The sequence below is a fragment of the Kitasatospora sp. NPDC032121 genome (genome assembly GCF_055580145.1).
This window is the reverse complement of record NZ_JBVILX010000001.1, coordinates 460343-479520: the sequence shown is the minus strand read 5'-3', so window position 1 is coordinate 479520 and position 19178 is coordinate 460343. Positions and strand designations below refer to the sequence as shown.

Below are 19178 nucleotides of genomic sequence, written 5' to 3'. Positions count from 1 at the left end.
GTGTAAGGGGGAGATGGATTTTCCTTCTACCCCCCCCTCCTCTGTGCCCCCCTTCCCCCCCCCCCCCCCCCCCCCCCCCCCCCACCCTTCCCCCCCCCCCCCCCCCCCCCCCCCCCGGGCCGTGGTCGACCGTCCGGACGTTCAGGCCAGGATCTTCTCCTTCGCCTTCTGGTACTCCTCCTCGGAGATCGCGCCCTTCTCCTTCAGCTCCGCCAGTTTCGCCAGGTCGTCGACGTGGCTGCGGCCGCCCTCGGGCCCCGACGCCGCCGCGTCCCGGATGTAGGCCTTGAACGCGGCCTGGTTCTCCTGGGCCTGTTGGATGTCGCGCTTGGTCATCGACTGCCCGCGTGCGATCAGGTACACGAGGACGCCGATCAGGGGCAGGATGATCACCAGGACGAGCCAGCCGGCCTTGCCCCAGCCGCTGAGGTCGTGGCTGCGGAAGATGTCCGTGATGATCTTGAACAGCAGGAAGAACCAGAGCACCCAGAGGAAGAACTCCAGCATCGTCCAGAAGATGTTGAGCACCGGGTAGTCCACGGCCAGTGAGGTGGTGTCCATGGCTGAGTAATACCACCGCAAAACGGACATCTTCACTCGGTGTTCGGCCGTTCAAGTGACCTTCGGCAGCCGTGGGAATAACCGCCCGGGCCGGGGTCTCACCCCCGTGCGGCCCGCCGGCGCAGCTCCACGGCCAGCGCGACCAGCTCGCCCCACCAGGCATCGCGCCCGGTCAGCAGCAGCCGCTCGGCCTCCGCGGGCGGCACCGCGCGGACCTCGACCACCTGCTCGCCGTCCGCCGGGTTGGTCGGCGCGGAGTCCAGCACGACCTCGCCCCATCCCCACAGCCAGGCCTTCTCCGGGTGCGGCTGCCACGGCCGGTACGGCACCGGGTCCTCGGTGCGGCAGCGGTGCGCGCCCAGCCAGCGCGGCTCGCCGAGCAGCCGGGCGCCGGCCTCCTCCGCCAGCTCGCGGGTGAGGCAGGAGGCGATGCTCTCGTCCCGTTCCCGGGTGCCGCCGGGCAGGAACCAGTGGTCCCGGTCGTCCCGGCAGAGCACCACCCGGTCGTCCGCGAAGCCGACCAGGTGGATGTTGGTGACCAGTGCGTCCGGCGGCAGCTCGGTGGAGAACCGGGCGTCGAACCGCCCCCAGCTCCAGTACTGCGGCGCGTGCAACGCCGGGAACAGTGCTGCTAGTTCGGTTGATCTGGCAGAGGCATCGGTGTGGTTCGCGGTGTCGGTCATTCAGTGATCGTAGTGCCGGTCGGGAAACGGCGGGGGACGGTCGGATGGACGAGGGCGATGTCGGAGGTGGAGATGGCGCGCGGGCGGCGCGGGCGCGCCCCCTCGGTCGGTGCGCCGACCCAACTGCCCAGTGAGATCTCGGCGGTGATGCCGGGGCCGAAGCCGGCGATCAGCCCGGTGGTGCCCTCGGGCACGCCGCCGTCGGCGAACAGCCGGGCCAGGGCGTCGAAGACCACGGCGCTGGCGATGTTGCCGCGTTCGGTGAGCGTCGCCCGGCTGAAGCGGAAGGTGGCCGGCTCCAGGTCGAGGAATCGGCACAGGTCGTCCAGGATGCGCGGGCCGCCCGCGTGCACGATGTAGAAGCCGAGCCCCGAGACGTCCCAGCCGTGCTCCACGGCAAGGCCGCGCAGCGCGGGCGCGAGCATCTCCATCGTGCCGGGCACCCGCTTGTCCAGCCGGAAGTGGAAGCCGGTGTCCTTCACCCCGTACGAGATCCAGTCCTCGGTGTGCGGGACGAGGTGCGAGCCGTTGCGCTCGACCTGGACGCCGCGCCCGCCGTTCCCGCGCATCACCACGGCGGCGACCGCGTCCCCGAAGAGGCCGTTGGAGAGCAGCGAGCCGACGCCGAGGTCGGTCGGCTGGTAGCAGAGCGAGCAGAACTCGCAGGCCACGATCAGCACGTTGGCGCCCGGGTAGGCGCGGCAGAAGTCGTGGGCCCGGTTGACGGCGGCGCCGCCGGCCGCGCAGCCGAGCTGGGCGATCGGCACCTGGCGGGTGTCGGAGCGGAAGCCCATGGTGTTGATCAGCCAGGCGGTCATCGACGGCATCATGAAGCCGGTGCAGGACACGTAGACGATCAGGTCGATGTCACCCACCGTCAACTCGCCGTAAGCGAGGGCACGTTCGACCACCTCGGGGACGCGCCGCTTGGCCTCGCGCTCGTACAGCTCGTTGCGAACGGTGAAGCCCGGGTGGATGAGGGTCCGCTCGATCGGCTGGACCAGGTGCCGGGTGAGCACCCCGGTGTTCTCGATCAGCCGCAGTGCCAGGCCGAGTTGCGGGTGCCCGGCGTGCAGGGTGCGGGCCAGGTCGAGGGTCTCGTCGAGGGTGATGACGTGCTCGGGTACGGCGATGGCGGGGCGGCAGAGTGTTGCCATGGGTGCGGGTCTCCCCAGTGCTGCGGGAACGGTGGGTCGAGGGGAGGCGCTACCAGGCCACCGGCAGGGTGCGCGGGAAGCGCCAGATCGAGCCGGAGTCCCAGTCGAGTTCGGCCGGGTCGACGGCCGGCCGCAGCCCGGGGAAGCGGCGCAGCAGGGTGCCGATGGCGACCTGCAGCTCCATCCGGGCCAGGTGCGAGCCGAGGCAGTGGTGCTGGCCGTACCCGAAGGCCATGTGGGTGGGCGCGCCGCGGTCGAGGTCCAGCTCGTCGGGGCGCTCGTAGACCGAAGGGTCCCGGTTGGCGGTGAGGTAGGAGACGTGCACGGCCTCGCCGGCCCGGATCAGCGTGCCGCCCAGCTCGACGTCCTCGGTGGCGACCCGGGCGATGCCGACGCCCTGGCGGAACGGGATGAAGCGCAGCAGCTCCTCCAGGGCGCGGGGCAGCATGTCCGGCTGGGCGCGCAGCTTGGCGAGCTGCTCGGGGTGGGTGAGCAGGGTGTGGACGATGTTGCCGAGCTGGTAGGTGCTGGTGTCGTGGCCGGTGACCAGCAGGACCATCGCCATGACGGTCAGCTCGTCCGGGTCGAGCAGTTCGTCGCCGTCGCGGGCGGTGGCGAGGGCGCTGATCAGGTCCTCGCGGGGGTGGGCCCGGCGTTCGGCGGTGAGCTCGGTGAAGTACGCGCGCAGGGCGGCCTTGGCGGCCTCCTGGCCGTCCCGGCTGCCGGGGCCCATCCGCATCATCGCCACGGCGTGGCCGCGCAGTTCGGCGCGGTCGGCCGTGGGGATGTCCAGCAGTTCGCAGATGGTGGCGAGCGGGAGGCGGCCGGCCAGGAAGTGCATCAGGTCGGCGGGGGCGCCGTGCTCGGTCATCTCGTCGAAGTAGCCGTCGACGGTCCGCTGGGTGGCCGGGCGCATCCGCTCGACCTGGCGGTTGGTGAAGCCCTGGGCGACGAGCCGGCGCAGCCGGTTGTGGGCGGGCGGGTCCATCAGGTTGATCGCCTCGGCCTGGGCGATCGGGGCGGGCGTCATCCGGGGCAGGTCGCGGCCGATGCCCGCGGCGCGGCTGAACCGGCGGTCGGTGGTGACGGTCCTGACGTCCTCGTAGCGGGTGGCCAGCCAGGCCTCGCCCTCGCCGTGCGGCAGTCGGATCCTGGCGACCGGGGCTTCGGTGAGCAGCCGCTTCAGGAGGGGGTCGAACTCCAGGCCGTCGGTGTGGTGGAAGGGGCAGTCCCACACAGGGGGATTGGTGGTCACGGGCCGGTCCAGGTGTGCTCGTCGTGCCGGGGGCGCCCGAGGTGATCGGTCCGGTTCGGGCGTGGACATGCAGATGGTGCCCCATGACCTGGCAAAAAAGGGAGTTCGGTGGAGATTTAACTCCAATGAGTGAGATTCGGTTAATAGTCACGCGAACTGGTGCGCGGTAGGCGTGAATTGACGGTCAGCCGCCGCCCGGCGCGACCAGCCCGGTCTCGTACGCGAGCACCACCGCCTGCGCCCGGTCGCGCAGGTCGAGCTTGGCGAAGATCCGGGCCACATGGGTCTTCACCGTCGACTCGCTGAGCGTCAGTTCGCGTGCCAGCTCGGTGTTGGACAGCCCGCGGCCGAGCAGCGCCAGCACCTCCGCCTCGCGCGGGGTGAGCGGCGCGAGGTCGCGGTGCAGCGGCGGGCCGTCGGTGCCCGGGGCCGGGCGCGGCGCACCGGCCGCGAAGCGCTCGACCAGCCGGCGGGTGATCGAGGGGGCGAGCAGCGCGTCCCCGGTGTCCACCAGCCGTACGGCGGCGGCGAGGTGGGCCGAGGTGACGTCCTTGAGCAGGAAGCCGCTGGCCCCGGCGGACAGCGCGGCGTAGACGTAGTGGTCCAGGTCGAAGGTGGTCAGCATGATCACCCGGCAGCCGGGCACCTGGGCCAGGATGCGCCGGGCGGCCTCCAAGCCGTCCATGCCGGGCATCCGGATGTCCAGCAGCGCGACGTCCGGGCGGTGCAGGACGGCGGCGGCCACCGCCTCGGCGCCGTCGCCGGCCTCGGCGACCACGTCGATGCCGCGCGCGGTGAGGATCATCCGGAAGCCCGTGCGGACCAGCTCCTGGTCGTCCGCGATCACCACCCGCGGGCGGCTCTCCTGCTCCGGCTGCCGACTCCGGCCCGGCTCCTGGCCCTGCGCCGTGTCCACGGCCCCCTGCTCCACGTCCGTGCTCCCCTCCGTCACGGCCGGTCCAGCGGGATGCGGGCACGGACCCGGAAGCCGCCGCCGATCCGGCGCCGGGCGTCCAGGTCCCCGCCGTACACCGCGACGCGCTCGCGCAGGCCGATCAGCCCGCGCCCGGCGCCGTCCGCCGGCCGCGGGGCCGGGCCGGGCGCCCCGGAGAGCACGCTCGGGCCGCTGTTGAGCACCTCCACCCGCAGGTAGTGGTCCGCGTAGCGCACCGTCACCTCCGCCGTCACCCCGTCCCCGTGCTTGAGCGCGTTGGTCAGCGCCTCCTGGATGATCCGGTACGCCGTCACGTCGATGCCGCCGGGCAGCGGCCTCGGCTCACCGGAGATCCGCACCTCGACCGGCAGCCCGGCGAAGGCGAAGCGGTCGATCAGCGGGCTCAGCCGGCTCAGGCTGGGCTGCGGGGCGAAGCCGTCCCCGGCCGGCTCCTCGCCGCCGTCCGCGGCGGGGGCGAGCAGGCCCAGCAGGTGCCGCAGCTCCGTCATGGTGTCCCGCCCGGCGGCCTCGACCGCGGCCATCGCGGCCGCCGCCTCCTGCGGCATGGTGGCCAGCACCTCGCGCGCGGCCCCGGCCTGCACCACCATCAGGCTCACGTTGTGGCTCACGATGTCGTGCAACTCGGCGGCGATCCGGGCCCGTTCGGCGTCCACGGCGGTACGGGCGGCGCGATCCCGCTCCCGTTCCAGCAGCCAGCCTCGCTCGCCGATGGCCGCCCGGTGCAGCCGCCGCGCCCGGGCGAGCGCCACCGCCAGCCAGCCGGCCGCCGTGCCCGCAGCACCGGCCGTCGCGACGGCCGCCCACTCCCACCCCGTTCCCCACACGGCGCCAGCCTCCCAGGTCACACGGTGATCCACATCATCCGGGGGTGCCGCTCCCGTACATCCCCGGTACTACGGCCGCCCATGGTTACACCCGGGGTGGGACGTACGGACGGGAGCGCCGCCCCTACGGTCGTCCACCATGAGCAACGACCACGACGGGACCTCCCGGCCGGACGACGCGCAGGTCGTCGTCGAGCTGTCCGGGGTCCACAAGGAGTTCGGCGACGCCAAGGCGCTCGACGGCCTCGACCTGCGGATCCGCGCCGGCGAGGCGGTCGCCGTGATGGGCCCCTCGGGGTGCGGCAAGTCCACCCTGCTGAACATGGTGGCCGGGCTGGACCGGCCCACCGCCGGCACCGTCCGGGTGCACGGGCAGGACCTCGGGCAGCTGAACGAGCACGGGCTGGCCCTCTTCCGCCGCCGCCACATCGGCATGATCTTCCAGTTCTTCAACCTGATCGACGACCTCCCCGCCCTCGACAACGTCGCCCTGGCCGCCCAGCTGACCGGCACCAGCGCCCGCCAGGCCCGCCGCCGCGCACTGGAGCTGCTGGACGAACTCGGCGTCGCGCACCGCAAGGACGTCTACCCGGCCACGCTCAGCGGCGGCGAACGCCAGCGCGTCGCGGTGGCCAGGGCCCTGATGAACCGCCCGGCCCTGCTGCTCGCGGACGAGCCCACCGGCGCACTGGACAGCCGCTCCGGCGAGCAGGTGATGGACCTGTTGATCGACCTCAACCAGATCGGGCAGACCCTGCTGATCGTCACCCACGACCCCAAGCTGGCCACCCGCTGCGCCGGCCGGCTGGTCGAGGTGGCGGACGGGCGCGTGGCGAACGAGCGGATGCTGGAGGCGTCCGCATGACCGGCGCCGTCTGGCGCGCCTCGCGGGCGGCCGTGAAGCGCCGCCGGGTGCAGACCGTCGTGATCGGCCTGGTCGTCTTCTGCGCCACCACGACCGTGCTGCTCGCCCTCGCGGTGATCAGCGCCGCCCGGGCCCCCTTCGACGCGGCCTTCGGCGAGCAGCGGGGCGCTCACGTCGTCGCGGCCTTCGACCCGGCCGAGGCCCCGGCGGAACAGTTGGCCGCCACCGCCCACCGGCCGGGCGTCGAGGCGGCCGCCGGGCCGTTCGACCAGGCCACGGTGCAGATCCCCACCGACTGGTTCGGCAGCCCGCCCGGGCCGCTGACCCTGGTCGGCCGCACCGACCCGGCCGGGCCGGTGGACCGGGTGGAACTGCTCTCCGGCCGCTGGGCCGCCGCACCCGGCGAGGTGGTCCTCGACTCGCCGTTCGGCGGCGCGTCGGACAGGCTCCTGAACACCCCGATCCCCATCGGCGATGGCCGACAGCTCACCATCGTCGGCTTCGCCACCAGCATGAGCCAGAGCGCCGGCGGCTGGGTCACCCCCGAACAGGCGACCGCACTGCACCCCACCGCCCGCCAGATGCTCTACCGCTTCACCGACGCCGCCGACGAGCAGCGGCTCACCTCCGCCCTGGCCACCGCCACCGAGGGCCTGCCCGGGGACGCGGTCCTCAGCACCCAGTCGTACCTGGTGCTCAAGGACGCCTTCTCGGCGGGCGCCGACTCCTACCTGCCGCTCATGACGGTCTTCGGCGTGCTCGGCCTGGTGGTCTCCGCGCTGATCGTCGGCAACGTGGTGAGCGGCGCGGTGGTCTCCGGCTACCGGCACATCGGCGTGCTGAAGTCGATCGGCTTCACCCCGCGCCAGGTGGTCACCGTCTACCTGACGATGGTCTCGGTGCCCGCGGTCGCCGGGACCGTCCTCGGCACGGCGGCCGGCTGGGTGGCGGCGCACCCGATCCTCCGGGCCGCGTTCTCCGGCATCGTCACCGGCACCGCCGTGATCGAGCCCGCCGGCTGGCTGCCCGCCGCCACCCTGGTCAGCGTCCCGCTGCTGGTCGTCCTCGCCGCCCTGGCCCCGGCCTCGCGCGCCCACCGGCTCCCCGCCGCCCGGGCCATCTCGGCCGGCAGCACGCCGCGCAACGGCCGCGGGCTGAAGGTCCAGCGCCGGCTGAGCGGCACCCGGCTGCCGCGCGCGGTCAGCCTCGGCCTCGGCCAGCCCTTCGCCCGCCCCGCCCGCACCGCGCTGACCATGTCGGCGATCGTGCTCGGCGTGGTCACCGTGACGATGACGACCGGTCTGAGCAGCACCCTGACCCAGTTGGTGGACCACACCGACGGCCACACCCACGTCAACGTCCGGACCGCCCACTTCGCGGACAACAAGGTCGCGCCGAAGCTCACCCCCGCCCAGACCGAGGCGATGCTGCGCGCCGCCCCCGGCGCCGAACGGGTCAGCGCGCGCGGACTGGTCCAGGTCGGGCTGGTCGGCCACAACCAGCCCGCGTTCGCCAACTTCTACGGCGGCGACGACATCGTCAGCTCCAAACGGCTGAACGTCGTGGACGGCCGCCCCGCGACAGGCCCGAACGAGATCGAGGCCGGGCCGTCCTTCCTCCGGCAGCACGGCCTCAAGGTCGGCGACAAACTCACCGTGTCCCTGGACGGGCGGCAACTGCCCGTCACCCTCGTCGGCGAGGAGTCCGAGGGCAACCCCCGGGCCTTCGCCTCCAACGACGCCACCAGGGCCGCGCTCACCGGCGACCCGCACGTGGTCGAGTACGACGTGAAGCTCGCCAAGGGCGCCGACGCCGAGGCCTACCGCAAGGCCGTGACCGACGCCGACCCCAGCCTCTCGGCCTCGGTGTTCGCGCCCGACCTGGCCGGGCCGATCGCCGCGGTCATCGCCTTCACCACGATCTTCACGGTGCTGCTGTCGGTGGTCGCCTCGCTCGGCGTCTTCAACACCCTGCTGCTCACCGTCCGCGAGCGCCGCCGCGACCTCGGCATGCTGAAGTCGATCGGGATGACGCCCCGGCAGGTGGTCGCGATGACGGTCACCTCGGTGGCCTGGCAGGGCTTGGTCAGCGGGATCATCGGCATCCCGGTCGGGGTGGTGGCCCACCGGCTGATCACCGAGAACGTGGTGACGATCGTCTTCCCGGAGGAGATGGTCGACGTCTGGAACGCCCCACTTCTCGCCGGCCTCGCGCTCGCGGGCGTCGCGATCGCCGTCCTCGGCGCCCTCGTCCCGGCCCGCTCGGCGGCCCGGCTGCCGATCGCCGAGGTGCTGCACAACGAGTGAAGCCGCGGGGGTGTGGACCCGTGTGCGGACGGCCGGTCGGACACCCCGACCGGCCGTCCGCGTTGTCCGAGCTTGCGGTATCGTCCGCCGCGCCTGTCATGGCGCTGACGGATGCTCAATCCACGGTGGGACGGCCCCTATCATCGCGCCATGGCCACCGCTGAGCTGATCCGCATCGTCTCCCGCTCCTCACCCATGGCACTGGCCCAGGTCGAGCGGGTCCGCACCGAACTCGCCGCCCTGCACCCGGGCCTGCGCACCGAGGTGGTGCCCGTCACCACCTCGGGCGACCGCTGGACGGGTGATCTCGCCCAACTCGGCGGCAAGGGCGCCTTCACCAAGGAGGTCGACGCCGCACTGCTCGCCGGGGAGGCCGACGTCGCCGTCCACTGCCTCAAGGACGTACCCGCCGACCGCCCGCTGCCGGCCGGCACCGTCTTCGCCGCCTACCTGCGCCGCGACGACATCCGCGACGCCCTCGTCCACCCCGGCGGCCTGCCGCTCGCCGCCCTCCCGCCCGGCACCCGGATCGGCACCTCCTCCGTCCGCAGGGTCGCCCAACTCGCCTCCTCCCACCCGCACCTGGAGTGCGTCCCGATCCGCGGCAACGCCAACAGCCGGCTCGCCAAGCTGGCGGCCGGGGACGTCGACGCCCTGCTGCTCGCCGTCTCCGGCCTGGAGCGGATCGGCGAGCAGGCCCGGATCACCGAGGTGCTCGGCATCGAGGCGATGTGCCCGCCGATCGGCGCCGGCATCCTCGTCCTGCAGTGCCGCGAGGGCGACGAGGCCACCATCGAGGCCGTCACCGGCCTCGGCCACCACGACACCTGGCGCGAGGCGGCGGCCGAGCGGATGTTCCTGCACGCCCTCCAGGGCCACTGCAACAGCCCGATCGCCGGCTACGCCAACGCCGAACGCGACGGCCGCCTGTCCCTGCGCGGCCGGGTCTTCACCCCGGACGGCAAGCAGGTGCTGGATGCCCACGAGTGGGCGGGCGCGCTCAGCCCCGAGGACCTCGGGACGTCGGTGGCCCTGGCGCTCAAGCGGCAGGGGGCGCAGGAGCTGATCTCCTCGATCCCGCACTGACCCGGGGGGAGGGGGCGGTGGGCGGTCGGGGCCGCACCGGCGGTCCCGGCCGCCCCTGGCTTCCCGGCCCCGGGGCGTTGCTTCTTTCTCGGCCCGGCTGCTTCCGCCCCGGCCACTTCGGGCCCCGCCTCCGGTCGCCCCTGGCTTCCCGGCCCCGGGGCGTTGCGTTCTCGGCCCGGCTGCTTCCGCCCCGGCGGCCCCGGGCCCCGCCTCCGGCCGCCCTGAGTCCCGGCACTCCGCCTCAGGTTCCTCGCCCCGGCTCCAAGGGCCGGAGCAGGCGCGACACGCGACCTCACACCGGGGCGGTCGTCGCGGCGGGCGCGCGGTCGCGGGGTGACTGCACGGTGACGGACCGGCATTTCCCCTCGTCCCCGGGAGAACCGGGCGGGCGCGCGGGGCGTCCGTTTGAGGCGTGATCAGTGCGGTGCTCGGCGGGATGCCGATGTTCTGGCCCGGGCTGCTGCTCTCGCTGGTGCCCGCGGCCCTGCTGAACCGGCCGGTGGGGCGGCTGCTGCGGGCCCACTGGGCGGTCGGCTTCGTGCTGCTGCTCGGGCTCGGCGGGGTGGTCGTGGCGATGCTGCTGCCGGACGCCTTCCGGCTCTCGGAGGCCGGCGTCCGGCACTGCGCCGTGGAGGGCGGCCGCCCGCGTTCCCCGTACGAGCTGCTGCACGTGCGGCACATCGAGCTCAAGCTGGCGACCTACGCCCCGGTCGGCTTCGCGGCCGCGCTGGCGGGCACCCGGCGGCGGGCGGTGGTGGCGCTGCTGGGTGCGGCGGCGTTGCCGTTCGCGGTGTCGGCGCTGCACTACGCGCTGCCGGTGATCGGGCGGGCCTGTGACGTGCAGGACGTCTGGGACGGGGTGCAGGGGGTCGTGCTGGGGGCGGCGCTGGGGCTGGTGGCCGGGCCGCTGCTCCGGGCGGTGCGGTCGCGGTCGTGGTCGCGCGCGGCCTGAACCGCGCCCTGGACTACTGGTCGAGGAGCGGGAAGAGCCGGGCGACGGCGGCGACCGGCCGGGCCTCGGCGGGCCGGGCTGCCGGGTCCGTCTCGCGGTCCCGGTAGCGGGCCAGCACCCGGCGGACCTCCGCGCCGACGGCGGCCAGCTCGGCGGGCGTCAGGTAGACGACGGCGCTGAAGGCCTCGTCCTGCTGCCACTCGGCCGGGGCCTCGCCACGCCGGGCGAGCCAGCGCTGGTGGCTCTCGTCCTCCAGGCCGCGCGCCAGTTCTCCGAACTCTCCGTCTCCATCGGGCTGTTGGGTCGTCGGCAGCTGCCACGGCCGGGCCCGCCCGTCGGTGGCCGGGGCCTCCTCGATCAGCCCGTACCGGGCCAGCTGCCGCAGGTGGAAGGAGCAGAGGCCCGAGCTGAGGCCGAGCCGGGCGGCGGCGTCGGTGGAGGTGACGGTGCCGTGCTCGGTGAGCAGTTCCAGCAGCGCGGTGCGGACGGCGTGCTCGGGGAGGGGGCCGGTTCTGACGAGGTCTTCGGTCACTTTGCAAAGTCTGCTACTTTGCAAAGTCGACAGCAAGCCCAGCCCCCCGAAGGAGCGACCGTGTCCCAACCGAGCGAACGCCCGTCCGTCCTGCGGATCACCGAGGTGGGGGAGGAGATCCTGCGCCGCACCTGCCGGACGGCCACCGAGGAGGACTTCGGCAGCGAGCGGCTGGCCCGGCTGATCGACGACATGTTCGCCACCATGTACGTCGCCGACGGCTGCGGCCTCGCCGCCAACCAGGTGGACGTGGACCTGCGCCTGTTCGTCTACGACTGCGTCGACGACGACGGCGTCCGGCACGCCGGCCACGTCCTCAACCCGGTGGTCGAGGAGCAGGAGGCGGGCCGCGCGCTGATCGAGGAGACCGAAGGCTGCCTGTCCGTCCCCGGCGCCCACACCAAGCTCGCCCGCCCGGCCCGCACCGTGGTGCGCGGGGTCGACCAGCACGGCGAGCCCGTCGTCATCGAGGGCGCCGGCTACTTCGCCCGCTGCCTCCAGCACGAGACCGACCACCTGAGCGGCGGGCTCTACATCGACCGGCTCTCCGTCCGCGACCGCAAGCGGATGATGAAGCAGACCGCCGACCGCCGCGAGAAGGTCTTCGCCGAGCGCGCCGCCAGGGCCGCCAAGCTGGTTGAGGCCGACCGCCAGAACGGAGCCGTGCCTCGCTAGGATCGCGCCACGGTCACCTGGCGTCGGTGTGGCCGGAGGGGGGATTGGAGATGCCGGACGGCACATTCGTGGTGTTCTGGTCGGTGCCGCTGCTCCTGGTGGCGCTGCTCTGCTTCGCCGTGCTGCGGGAGCACGGCACGCCCCTCGCCAAGCGGGCCGCCTGGGTGTTCCTCGCCATCGCGGCACCGCCTGCGCTGATCCTGGCGATGTGCGTGGCACTGGTCTTGGCCGGGCTCGTCTTGTCGTTCGTGGCTGGTTGAGCGTGGCTGGTTGAGCGTGGCTGGTTGAGCGGTACTCGCGGAACCAGGGTGAGCCGGTGACCAAGCCCGCGCGCCTCGCCCGCCCGGTCCAGCCCCAACTGCGCTTCCTCCATAGCGGTATGGCCTCCCCGGACCTCCCCGGCGGCATCCTCGCCCGGTACTCCTTCCACCGCCGCCCCCGTGGATCGACTACCGCACCTCTTCGCACGCCTGCCGCCGACCGGCGCGGCATCGCCTGAATCACCTGGACGGGGCACGAGCCCGCGCGGGCAGGCATTCGGTCGGAGACGATCGAACCGTTCCCCAGCCCGGTCGATCCTTCCGCGATCCGCGTTTCCGCCCCGGGCGAGCGGGGCCATCCGGAATGCCGAAGGAGCGCCCCATGGGTCGCTACATCACAGACGTGAACGTCCTCGCCCCCTACGGAGACGAGCCGGCCCGCGTGCCCACCGGCTGGCACAAGCTGGACACCGACCTCAACAGCGGCGTGGGTGGCGACTACCTCTACCTCGTCTACGAGCGGGCCGACGAGGACCAGGGCCACCCGATCACGGACATCCGCATCCTCAAGGGTGACGAGAAGACGCCCGCGGGCTACCAGAAGATCCCGGTGGACCTCAACAAAGGTGCTGCCGACGCGGAATCGGGCAAGCGCCATCCGCTCTTCATGGCTGTGACCCGTCAGGACGGCAAGGGCCGCAAGGCCATCGAGGACCTGGTGATCACGTCCTGGTCCGACGGCGACACGGAGGTTGCCTCGCCGACCGGCTACAGCAGGATCCCCGAGGACCTGAACGGCGGTGTCAGCAAGAAGACCAAGACCGGCATCAGCAGGACCTGTCTCTACCTCGACCGCAAACCCGCCGTCCACTCATGAGGGCTCCCCGCCGGGCGATCCGCGCCGCACTCGTCGCCGTCCTCGCGGCCGGAGTGCCGCCCCTCGCCGCCGCCCCACCCGCCTCGGCGGCGAACTGCCCGACCCTGGACACCGGCTGGCCTGGTACGGGAACAATCGCCAGAAGCTCCAGGACTTCATCGACAAGACCGGCAGCTGCACCCACCCCGACGCCCAGGTCCCCGACGGGAGCAACGAGTACTGGGTCTTCTCCGGTGACCGGTTCGTCCGCATCAACGTGGCGAACGGGGAGGGACATCCGGACACCAAGATCTACGGGCCGGCGCCGCTCAGCGAGTGGACGTGCATCGCCGGCGACTGATCGCGCCGTTCACCACCCGGATAGCCGGCGCCTTGTCGAAACCGGCCGCTCGACCGGGCAATCCGGCCGAGCGGTCCGTGCACCCCATCCACGGAGACGAGATGAGTGACAAGACGGTCCCGACCGACCTGCCGCAGTCCCTGAAGGACGCCATGAAGCGCCAGCCGCCGAAGGGAGGACTCGAAGCGGTCAAGCACGTCGTCCTCCTGATGCAGGAGAACCGTTCCTTCGACCACTACTTCGGCAAGGGCTTCGACGGCGTGCGGGGCTTCGAGGACCGCAACATGGTCCTCCTGCCCGACGGCAAGACGGCGGTCAGGCAACAGCCGGGCTCCAACGGGCCGCAGCGGTGGCCGATCCCCGGCAAGGACACCGACAACGATCTCAATCACAACTGGGAGGGCGGCCACGAGGCCTGGCGCGAGGGTTGGTACGACCGCTGGGTCGCGGCCAAGACGGCAGCCACGATGGGGTACTACGACCAGCCCGAAGTGGTCGGGTTCTACCGGCAGCTGGCCAATGCCTTCACCATCTGCGACGGCTACTACTCGTCCGTGATCGGCGAGACCACCAGCAATCGGAACTACTTCTTCTCCGGATTCGGCGGCTGGGAGCCCACGGGCGTGCGGGTGACCGGTTCCGAGGCCCACGTGCGGGAGAAGACCGGGAGCAAGGAGGCCTACAACTGGACGAGTTACCCGGAACTCCTGGAAGCCAACGGCGTTTCCTGGCAGGTCTACCAGGAGTGGGACAACTTCTACGACAACAACCTGGAATTCCACGAGGAGTTCCGGAGGATCGCCCTCAAGGTTCTGGGGGGTAGTAGCAAACTCAAGAACCGGCACAGCCTGTACAACTTCTACCACCCGACGGACAGCGACAGCTGCCCTCCTGGGCCGGACGACATCAGCCAGGCCGATCTGGACGCCCTGGATGCCGAGGTCAAGAAACTCTCCCTCGCCGAGCGGAGCCTCTTCGAACGCGGGTTGCGCCGCCACAAGCCCGCCAAGAACGGGGGCGGCGTCGACAACATCCGCGGCTTCGTCCAGGCGTTCATGGACGACGTGGAGCACGACAAGCTGCCGCAGGTGTCGTACCTGCTCGCCTCCGCGCGGGATTCGGAGCACCCGGGGAACTCGTCACCGGGGTTCGGCCAGCAGGTCGTCCACCAGGTTCTGGAGGCCATCGCCAGGAAGCCCGAAGTGTGGGACTCCACCGTCGTGTTGATCAGCTACGACGAGAACGGCGGCCTCTTCGACCACGTCCCGCCGCCGGTGCCGCCGTCGCGGTGGGCCGACGAGTTCGTGGAGGGCCTGCCCATCGGATTGGGGACCAGGGTGCCCCTGATCGCGGTGTCGCCGTGGACGGTCGGCGGCTACGTCAACTCCCAGGTATTCGACCACACTTCGCAGGTCCGTTTCCTGGGGAACTGGCTGGGTGTGCACCAGCCGGCCATCAGCCGGTGGCGTCGCACGGTAGCGGGCGACCTCGCCTCGGTCTTCGACTTCGCGCGCACCGCCGCCGTCACGGATCCGTACAAGGGGACCGGGCCCCGCCCGGCGCGGCCGCTGCCCTACCAGCCGGACGCCCACCTGGAGTTCGACGGCGACACGCAGATGTTCATCCTGCGGATGCACAACAGCGGGAAGGACAGCGTGCACTTCACGCTCTACCCGTACGCCGACGAGTACGAGGCCCCTCAGCACTTCGACGTGCTCGGCGCCGACGTTGAGGGCGTCCCCGTCAAGGACGGCGCCTACGACTTCACTCTCGTCGGCCCGAACGGCTTCCGGCGCGAGTTCGCGGGCAGGACCACCGGCGACTCGGCGCTGGTCGACGTCGCCACGACGGTGGACGAGAAGGCTCTGGAGCTGAAGCTCACGGTCACCAACCGAGGCTCTTCACCCGTCAAGGTGAGACTCGCCCGGACCGAGGGCGGGTACGGCAACGCCGGCCCGCAGGAGAAGGAGATTCCCGCGAACGGGCAGCCCATCTCGATGACTTGGGAGGCCAAGGACACCCACGGCTGGTACGACGCGACCCTCACCACCACGGAGAAGGGCTCCACCTATCGGCGCCGCTTCATGGGCCACATCGAGAACGGCAAGGAGAGCGTCAGCGGCTGACACACGCCGGGTCGGACCCGTACAGAGTGGATCTGTCGGGTCAGGGGGCCTCGGTGGTGGCGGCAAAGGTGACGAACGCCTGCCAGGCGGTGGGGGAGAAGGTGAGTTGGGGGCCGCTCTTGTCCTTGGAGTCACGGACGTGGACGGTGCCGGGGGTCTCGGCGACCTCGATGTACTGGGCTTCCTCGTTGGTGCTGTGGCTGCTCTTGAACCACGCCGGCTCGGCCATGCCTACCGCTCTCCCAGAATCGCTTCGATCAGGGCCAGGGACTCCTTCAGCCCCAGGGCCTGGGCCCGGATACTGCTGTACCGTGCGGCCATATTACGGACTTCCACCGGGTCCGTGATCAGACGATTCACGTGCTGCGCCGCGGCGTAGCCGATCTGCGGTCGGTTGGGCGGGGTCCCTGAATCCCGGCATAGCCCCCCGCCGACTCCCCGATGAACCAACAGGAGTGGGAAGTCGACCAGGCCGACTTCCCACTCCTTCTCCTTCGACATCCGAGATTTGTGGGATATCCCCGTGTCGACCGCCGCTGCCAGGATGTGGCGTACGGAGCCGAACACTCCGGCCGGGCTTCGCGGGGGAGCGCCCGGCCGCCGTTTCGAAGGAGGAACCCACACCGATGAAGATCCGTCGACTTGCCGCCACCGCGGCCGCCGCGGCCGTGCTGGCCCCCGTGCTCGTCCTCGCCACCGGCACCCAGGCGAACGCCTACCCCAGGACGCTGTCGAAGACGGAGCAGTGCACGGCGGCGTACAACGTCAACTACTGGGCGGGCGGGGCGGCCTTCGCCCGCACCCAGTGGTACGCCTGCATGGCGGGCTGACCGCCTCCGCGTCCCCCGGCGCCGGCCGGGGGAGCCGAAGGGAGTGGGAAGTCGGCCCGACCGACTTCCCACTCCCTTGGCGTGATGCGATCCGTTGCTTTCACGGACTCACCGTTCCCAGTCCGATTCCTCGAAGGCGTCGGGTTCGGTGACCCAGCCGGCGTTCAGGACGAGCCGTGAGGTGCGGTGGACAGCGAGGAAACCGAAGGGGCGGTCGAATCGGGCGCTGATCCTGCGGGCGCGGTAGCGGTACCGCGGCGGCTGCCCCGCAGCCGCCACGCTCAGCGCGGTGACGCTCGCGGAACGGAAGCCGCGTTCCCCGAACGTGGCGGTGACCGTCTGGGCGGCCGCCCCCACCGCCAGCGGGGCGTTGCTGATGGCGGGGAAGTGCCCTCGGGTTCGGTCCGTCGCCGTCCGGAGGCCGAACAGGCCAGGGTCCTTGAGCAGATCGTGGCGGGCGGTAACGGTGAAGGGCACCGTCTCCACCAGCAGCTCCGGTGTGTCGTCGAGGCTGGGAACGCGCTCGACGGTCAGCCCGGGGCCCGGAGTGCCGTAGGGGAGTCGATCGCCTGGGAGCACCGACCTGCGGTCGTCGAGGGTTCGCACCGCTGCGGGTAGTACCTGCCCCGGCGAGGCGTCCTCGGTTCCCAGGAACAGGTGAACGTCGACTCCTTGGACCCCGAGGACCTGCAGTACGGTGACCGGACCGATCGGGGTCTGCGCGACTCCCACCCGGTCGAGCAGTGCGGTGCTCCGGACCAGGCCGGCCAGGTCCCTGCCCCGCCAGGGGCCCGTCCCCGCCTCCAGGCCGACACGTTCGAACGGGCGGATCCAGTCGGTGCGGACCGTCAGGGCGCCGGCCAGCACCGCCCGGGTCTCCGTGTCGATGTCGACCGGCATCGACGCGATCTGCCCGTCGGTGCAGGCTTTCGCCCAGGCGTCGAGTCGAGCCCGGTCCGAGACCGGGTCGCCGGTGAGGTGTTGGTGGACGCGCTCGGGGAGTTCGGCGAGCCAGTCCGGTTCGAGCGGCAGCTCCTCGTGGGTCCACAGGCCGAGCGCACTCCGCACGCCCGGCATCGCATCGATGGCGGCCAGCACGCCCCGCGCCCCCTCCGCGGCGTGCTCCGCCGGGATGCCGAGGGCGTCGGCGAGTTCACTGCGGGCAGGGCCGGTGGCGCCGTGTGCCAGCAGGGCGAGCAGCGGCCACACCCCGGCGGTGGTGAAGGCCGTGCCGTTTTCCGGCAGCGCGGCAGCCCAGCGCGCGGTCAACGCGTTGACGGCCCGGACGGTGGAACCGCGCGTCATGCCCATCCCATCCCCACCCTTTCGAGGAACACCTGTTCCCGGGAGCGTAGGGCCGAACCGTCCGCGGCGGCCATCGAGTTGATCGTCGCCGGCCGCGGCACCGGTGGTCGCTCAGCCGTCCGTGCTGCGGGGGCTGCGGGGGCCGCGGACGCCGACGACGACGATGAGCAGCGCCGCGAGCGAGAGGCCCGCCGCCGTGAGGAAGGCCGCCCGGTAGCCGCCCGGCACGTCGTCACCGGCCGTGGCGGCGACGGTGGACAGGACCGCGAGGCCGAGTCCGCCGCCGACCTGGAGCGCGGTGTTGAACAGGGCTCCGGCCAGGGCCTGTTCGCCGGTCCCCGCGCCGGACAGCGCGGTGACGTTCGCCGACACGAAGGTCTGCGAGAGGCCGATGATGAGGACGACCAGGAGCGGCAGGATGACGGCCCAGTAGTTCGCCCCGGGGCCGACCAGCGAGAACAGGGCGAGGCCGATCGTGTAGAAGGTCAGGCCGAACAGCATGAGCCGCCGCGCGCCCAGCCGCGGGAGCAGGCGCCCCGCGGCGAGAGGCAGGAGGGTGCCGCCGACGGCCAGCGGCAGGAAGGCCACGCCCGTGGTGAGCGGGCTGAACCCGAGGACGTTCTGCAGTAGGAGTGCGGCGAAGTAGTTCACCCCGACCCAACCCGCGTACATGAGGACGGCGACCGCCAGGGCCGCGGCGAGGTTCGGCCGCTGCCACACCGCCGGCGGGACGAGCGGCTGGTCGGCCCGGCGCTGCCAGAGCGCGAAGCCGGTCAGCAGGGCCACCGCGAGCGCTGCGGCCGCCCAACCGGGACCGTCGGCCACGTTCCCGCCGAGCCGGGTCGAGGCGAAGGAGAGCCCCAGCAGACCGACGGTCACCAGTGCCGCACCGGGGAAGTCGAGGCGTCCGTGGGCACGGTCCTCGGGCGCGTCGGCGGGGATCAGCGCGAGCACGCCCGCGATCAGCGCGACCACCACCAGGACGTTCACGGCGAACATCGACCGCCACCCGATCGACCCCGCCAGCGCGCCACCCACGACCAGCCCGAACGCGAGGCCCACACCGCCCATGGCGCCGAACGCTCCGAGCGCCCGCGACCGCCCCGGTTCCGTACGCCACAGGGCGCCGAGCAGCCCGAGCGCGGCCGAGACGGTCACCGCCGCACCGGCGCCCTGGACCGCGCGGGCCGCCACGGCGAGCAGCAGCGAGTGGGAGGCCCACACCACCGCGGACGCGGCGGCGAACACCGCCATTCCGCACAGCAGCGCCCGGCGCCGCCCGTACAGGTCGGCGGCTCGCCCGGCCACCATCAGGAAGCCGGCGAACATCAGGGAGTAGGCCGAGACCACCCAGGAGAGCTGCCCTGGGGAGGCGTTCAAGTCCCGCGCCATCTCCGGCAACGCCATGTTGACCGACGAGAGGTTCATGATGTCGAGGGCCTGGGCGGTGCACAGAACGGCCAGTACCGCCCCGGAGCCACCGGAGCCACCGGAGCCACCGGAGTCTTGAGATGCCGCCCGGCGGGCGGAGGTGTCCAGAGATTGCGATGTCGTCACGCATCCAGTCTCTGGAGTACGGCTCGGGCCGG

21 protein-coding genes are annotated in these 19178 nt (G+C 72.2%); 10 read left to right on the top strand and 11 right to left on the bottom strand.

Annotated elements, in window-relative coordinates; genetic code table 11:
* Positions 1-141: 141 nt before the first annotated feature.
* From ACZ5OX_RS02210 to ACZ5OX_RS02185, 6 genes are all read right to left on the bottom strand, one after another.
* Positions 142-561, bottom strand: a complete 420-nt coding sequence (locus ACZ5OX_RS02210) for an SHOCT domain-containing protein (RefSeq protein ID WP_465628270.1) — start codon at positions 559-561, stop codon at positions 142-144.
* A 98-nt stretch (positions 562-659) separates the two neighbouring features.
* Positions 660-1244 carry an NUDIX hydrolase gene (locus ACZ5OX_RS02205; protein ID WP_465628269.1) on the bottom strand — a complete coding sequence of 195 codons (585 nt, stop codon included), beginning with the start codon at positions 1242-1244 and terminating at the stop codon, positions 660-662.
* The gene (locus tag ACZ5OX_RS02200; protein ID WP_465628268.1) at positions 1241-2401 is read right to left on the bottom strand and encodes a type III polyketide synthase; all 1161 of its coding nucleotides are present in this window, start codon (positions 2399-2401) and stop codon (positions 1241-1243) included. Before ACZ5OX_RS02200 ends, ACZ5OX_RS02205 begins: the two co-directional genes overlap by 4 nt.
* Before the next feature lie 49 nt (positions 2402-2450).
* Positions 2451-3656 carry a cytochrome P450 gene (locus ACZ5OX_RS02195; protein ID WP_465628267.1) on the bottom strand — a complete coding sequence of 402 codons (1206 nt, stop codon included), beginning with the start codon at positions 3654-3656 and terminating at the stop codon, positions 2451-2453.
* Between the two features lie 184 nt (positions 3657-3840).
* Positions 3841-4506: a response regulator gene (locus tag ACZ5OX_RS02190; protein WP_465628876.1), complete on the bottom strand. Its 666-nt coding sequence runs from the start codon at positions 4504-4506 to the stop codon at positions 3841-3843.
* Between the two features lie 98 nt (positions 4507-4604).
* Positions 4605-5435 (bottom strand): sensor histidine kinase, encoded by an 831-nt coding sequence (locus tag ACZ5OX_RS02185; RefSeq protein WP_449789954.1) that lies wholly within the window; start codon positions 5433-5435, stop codon positions 4605-4607.
* A 139-nt stretch (positions 5436-5574) separates the two neighbouring features.
* Here ACZ5OX_RS02185 and ACZ5OX_RS02180 point away from each other — a divergent pair, with 139 nt between their 5' ends.
* The 4 genes from ACZ5OX_RS02180 to ACZ5OX_RS02165 all read left to right on the top strand — a co-directional run bounded on the left by ACZ5OX_RS02180 (position 5575) and on the right by ACZ5OX_RS02165 (position 10644).
* Positions 5575-6300, top strand: a complete 726-nt coding sequence (locus ACZ5OX_RS02180; protein ID WP_465628266.1) for an ABC transporter ATP-binding protein — start codon at positions 5575-5577, stop codon at positions 6298-6300.
* Positions 6297-8606, top strand: coding sequence for an ABC transporter permease (locus ACZ5OX_RS02175; RefSeq protein ID WP_465628264.1), 2310 nt, complete (start codon positions 6297-6299; stop codon positions 8604-8606). Before ACZ5OX_RS02180 ends, ACZ5OX_RS02175 begins: the two co-directional genes overlap by 4 nt.
* Positions 8607-8756: 150 nt before the next feature.
* On the top strand, positions 8757-9692 hold the full coding sequence (gene hemC, locus ACZ5OX_RS02170; protein ID WP_449789951.1) for a hydroxymethylbilane synthase: 936 nt from the start codon (positions 8757-8759) through the stop codon (positions 9690-9692).
* 412 nt (positions 9693-10104) lie between these two features.
* Positions 10105-10644, top strand: coding sequence for a hypothetical protein (locus ACZ5OX_RS02165; protein WP_465628262.1), 540 nt, complete (start codon positions 10105-10107; stop codon positions 10642-10644).
* 13 nt (positions 10645-10657) lie between these two features.
* Here ACZ5OX_RS02165 and ACZ5OX_RS02160 read toward each other — a convergent pair whose 3' ends face one another.
* Complete coding sequence (locus ACZ5OX_RS02160; RefSeq protein WP_465628260.1) at positions 10658-11176, bottom strand: winged helix-turn-helix transcriptional regulator; 519 nt, start codon at positions 11174-11176, stop codon at positions 10658-10660.
* Between the two features lie 18 nt (positions 11177-11194).
* Between ACZ5OX_RS02160 and def the strand changes: the two genes are divergently transcribed.
* From def to ACZ5OX_RS02135, 5 genes are all read left to right on the top strand, one after another.
* Positions 11195-11851 carry a peptide deformylase gene (def, locus tag ACZ5OX_RS02155; protein WP_465628258.1) on the top strand — a complete coding sequence of 219 codons (657 nt, stop codon included), beginning with the start codon at positions 11195-11197 and terminating at the stop codon, positions 11849-11851.
* Between the two features lie 50 nt (positions 11852-11901).
* The gene (locus tag ACZ5OX_RS02150; RefSeq protein WP_465628256.1) at positions 11902-12111 is read left to right on the top strand and encodes a hypothetical protein; all 210 of its coding nucleotides are present in this window, start codon (positions 11902-11904) and stop codon (positions 12109-12111) included.
* 56 nt (positions 12112-12167) lie between these two features.
* On the top strand, positions 12168-12350 hold the full coding sequence (locus ACZ5OX_RS02145; RefSeq protein WP_465628254.1) for a hypothetical protein: 183 nt from the start codon (positions 12168-12170) through the stop codon (positions 12348-12350).
* A 143-nt stretch (positions 12351-12493) separates the two neighbouring features.
* Positions 12494-12988 carry a hypothetical protein gene (locus tag ACZ5OX_RS02140; protein ID WP_465628252.1) on the top strand — a complete coding sequence of 165 codons (495 nt, stop codon included), beginning with the start codon at positions 12494-12496 and terminating at the stop codon, positions 12986-12988.
* 441 nt (positions 12989-13429) lie between these two features.
* On the top strand, positions 13430-15454 hold the full coding sequence (locus tag ACZ5OX_RS02135) for an alkaline phosphatase family protein (RefSeq protein ID WP_465628250.1): 2025 nt from the start codon (positions 13430-13432) through the stop codon (positions 15452-15454).
* A gap of 40 nt (positions 15455-15494) precedes the next feature.
* Here ACZ5OX_RS02135 and ACZ5OX_RS02130 read toward each other — a convergent pair whose 3' ends face one another.
* A complete protein-coding gene (locus tag ACZ5OX_RS02130) occupies positions 15495-15683 on the bottom strand; it encodes a DUF397 domain-containing protein (protein ID WP_465628248.1) in 189 nt (62 codons plus the stop codon).
* Positions 15684-15685: 2 nt separating this feature from the next.
* On the bottom strand, positions 15686-15955 hold the full coding sequence (locus ACZ5OX_RS02125; protein WP_465628246.1) for a hypothetical protein: 270 nt from the start codon (positions 15953-15955) through the stop codon (positions 15686-15688).
* A 125-nt stretch (positions 15956-16080) separates the two neighbouring features.
* Here ACZ5OX_RS02125 and ACZ5OX_RS02120 point away from each other — a divergent pair, with 125 nt between their 5' ends.
* Entirely contained in the window at positions 16081-16284 is a 204-nt protein-coding gene (locus ACZ5OX_RS02120; protein WP_465628244.1) for a hypothetical protein, read from the top strand.
* Between the two features lie 108 nt (positions 16285-16392).
* Here the strand turns inward: ACZ5OX_RS02120 and ACZ5OX_RS02115 are convergent, their stop codons facing one another.
* Both ACZ5OX_RS02115 and ACZ5OX_RS02110 read right to left on the bottom strand, forming a co-directional pair.
* Positions 16393-17589, bottom strand: a complete 1197-nt coding sequence (locus tag ACZ5OX_RS02115) for a serpin family protein (RefSeq protein WP_465628242.1) — start codon at positions 17587-17589, stop codon at positions 16393-16395.
* Between the two features lie 111 nt (positions 17590-17700).
* Positions 17701-19146 (bottom strand): MFS transporter, encoded by a 1446-nt coding sequence (locus ACZ5OX_RS02110; protein ID WP_465628240.1) that lies wholly within the window; start codon positions 19144-19146, stop codon positions 17701-17703.
* Positions 19147-19178: the final 32 nt, after the last annotated feature.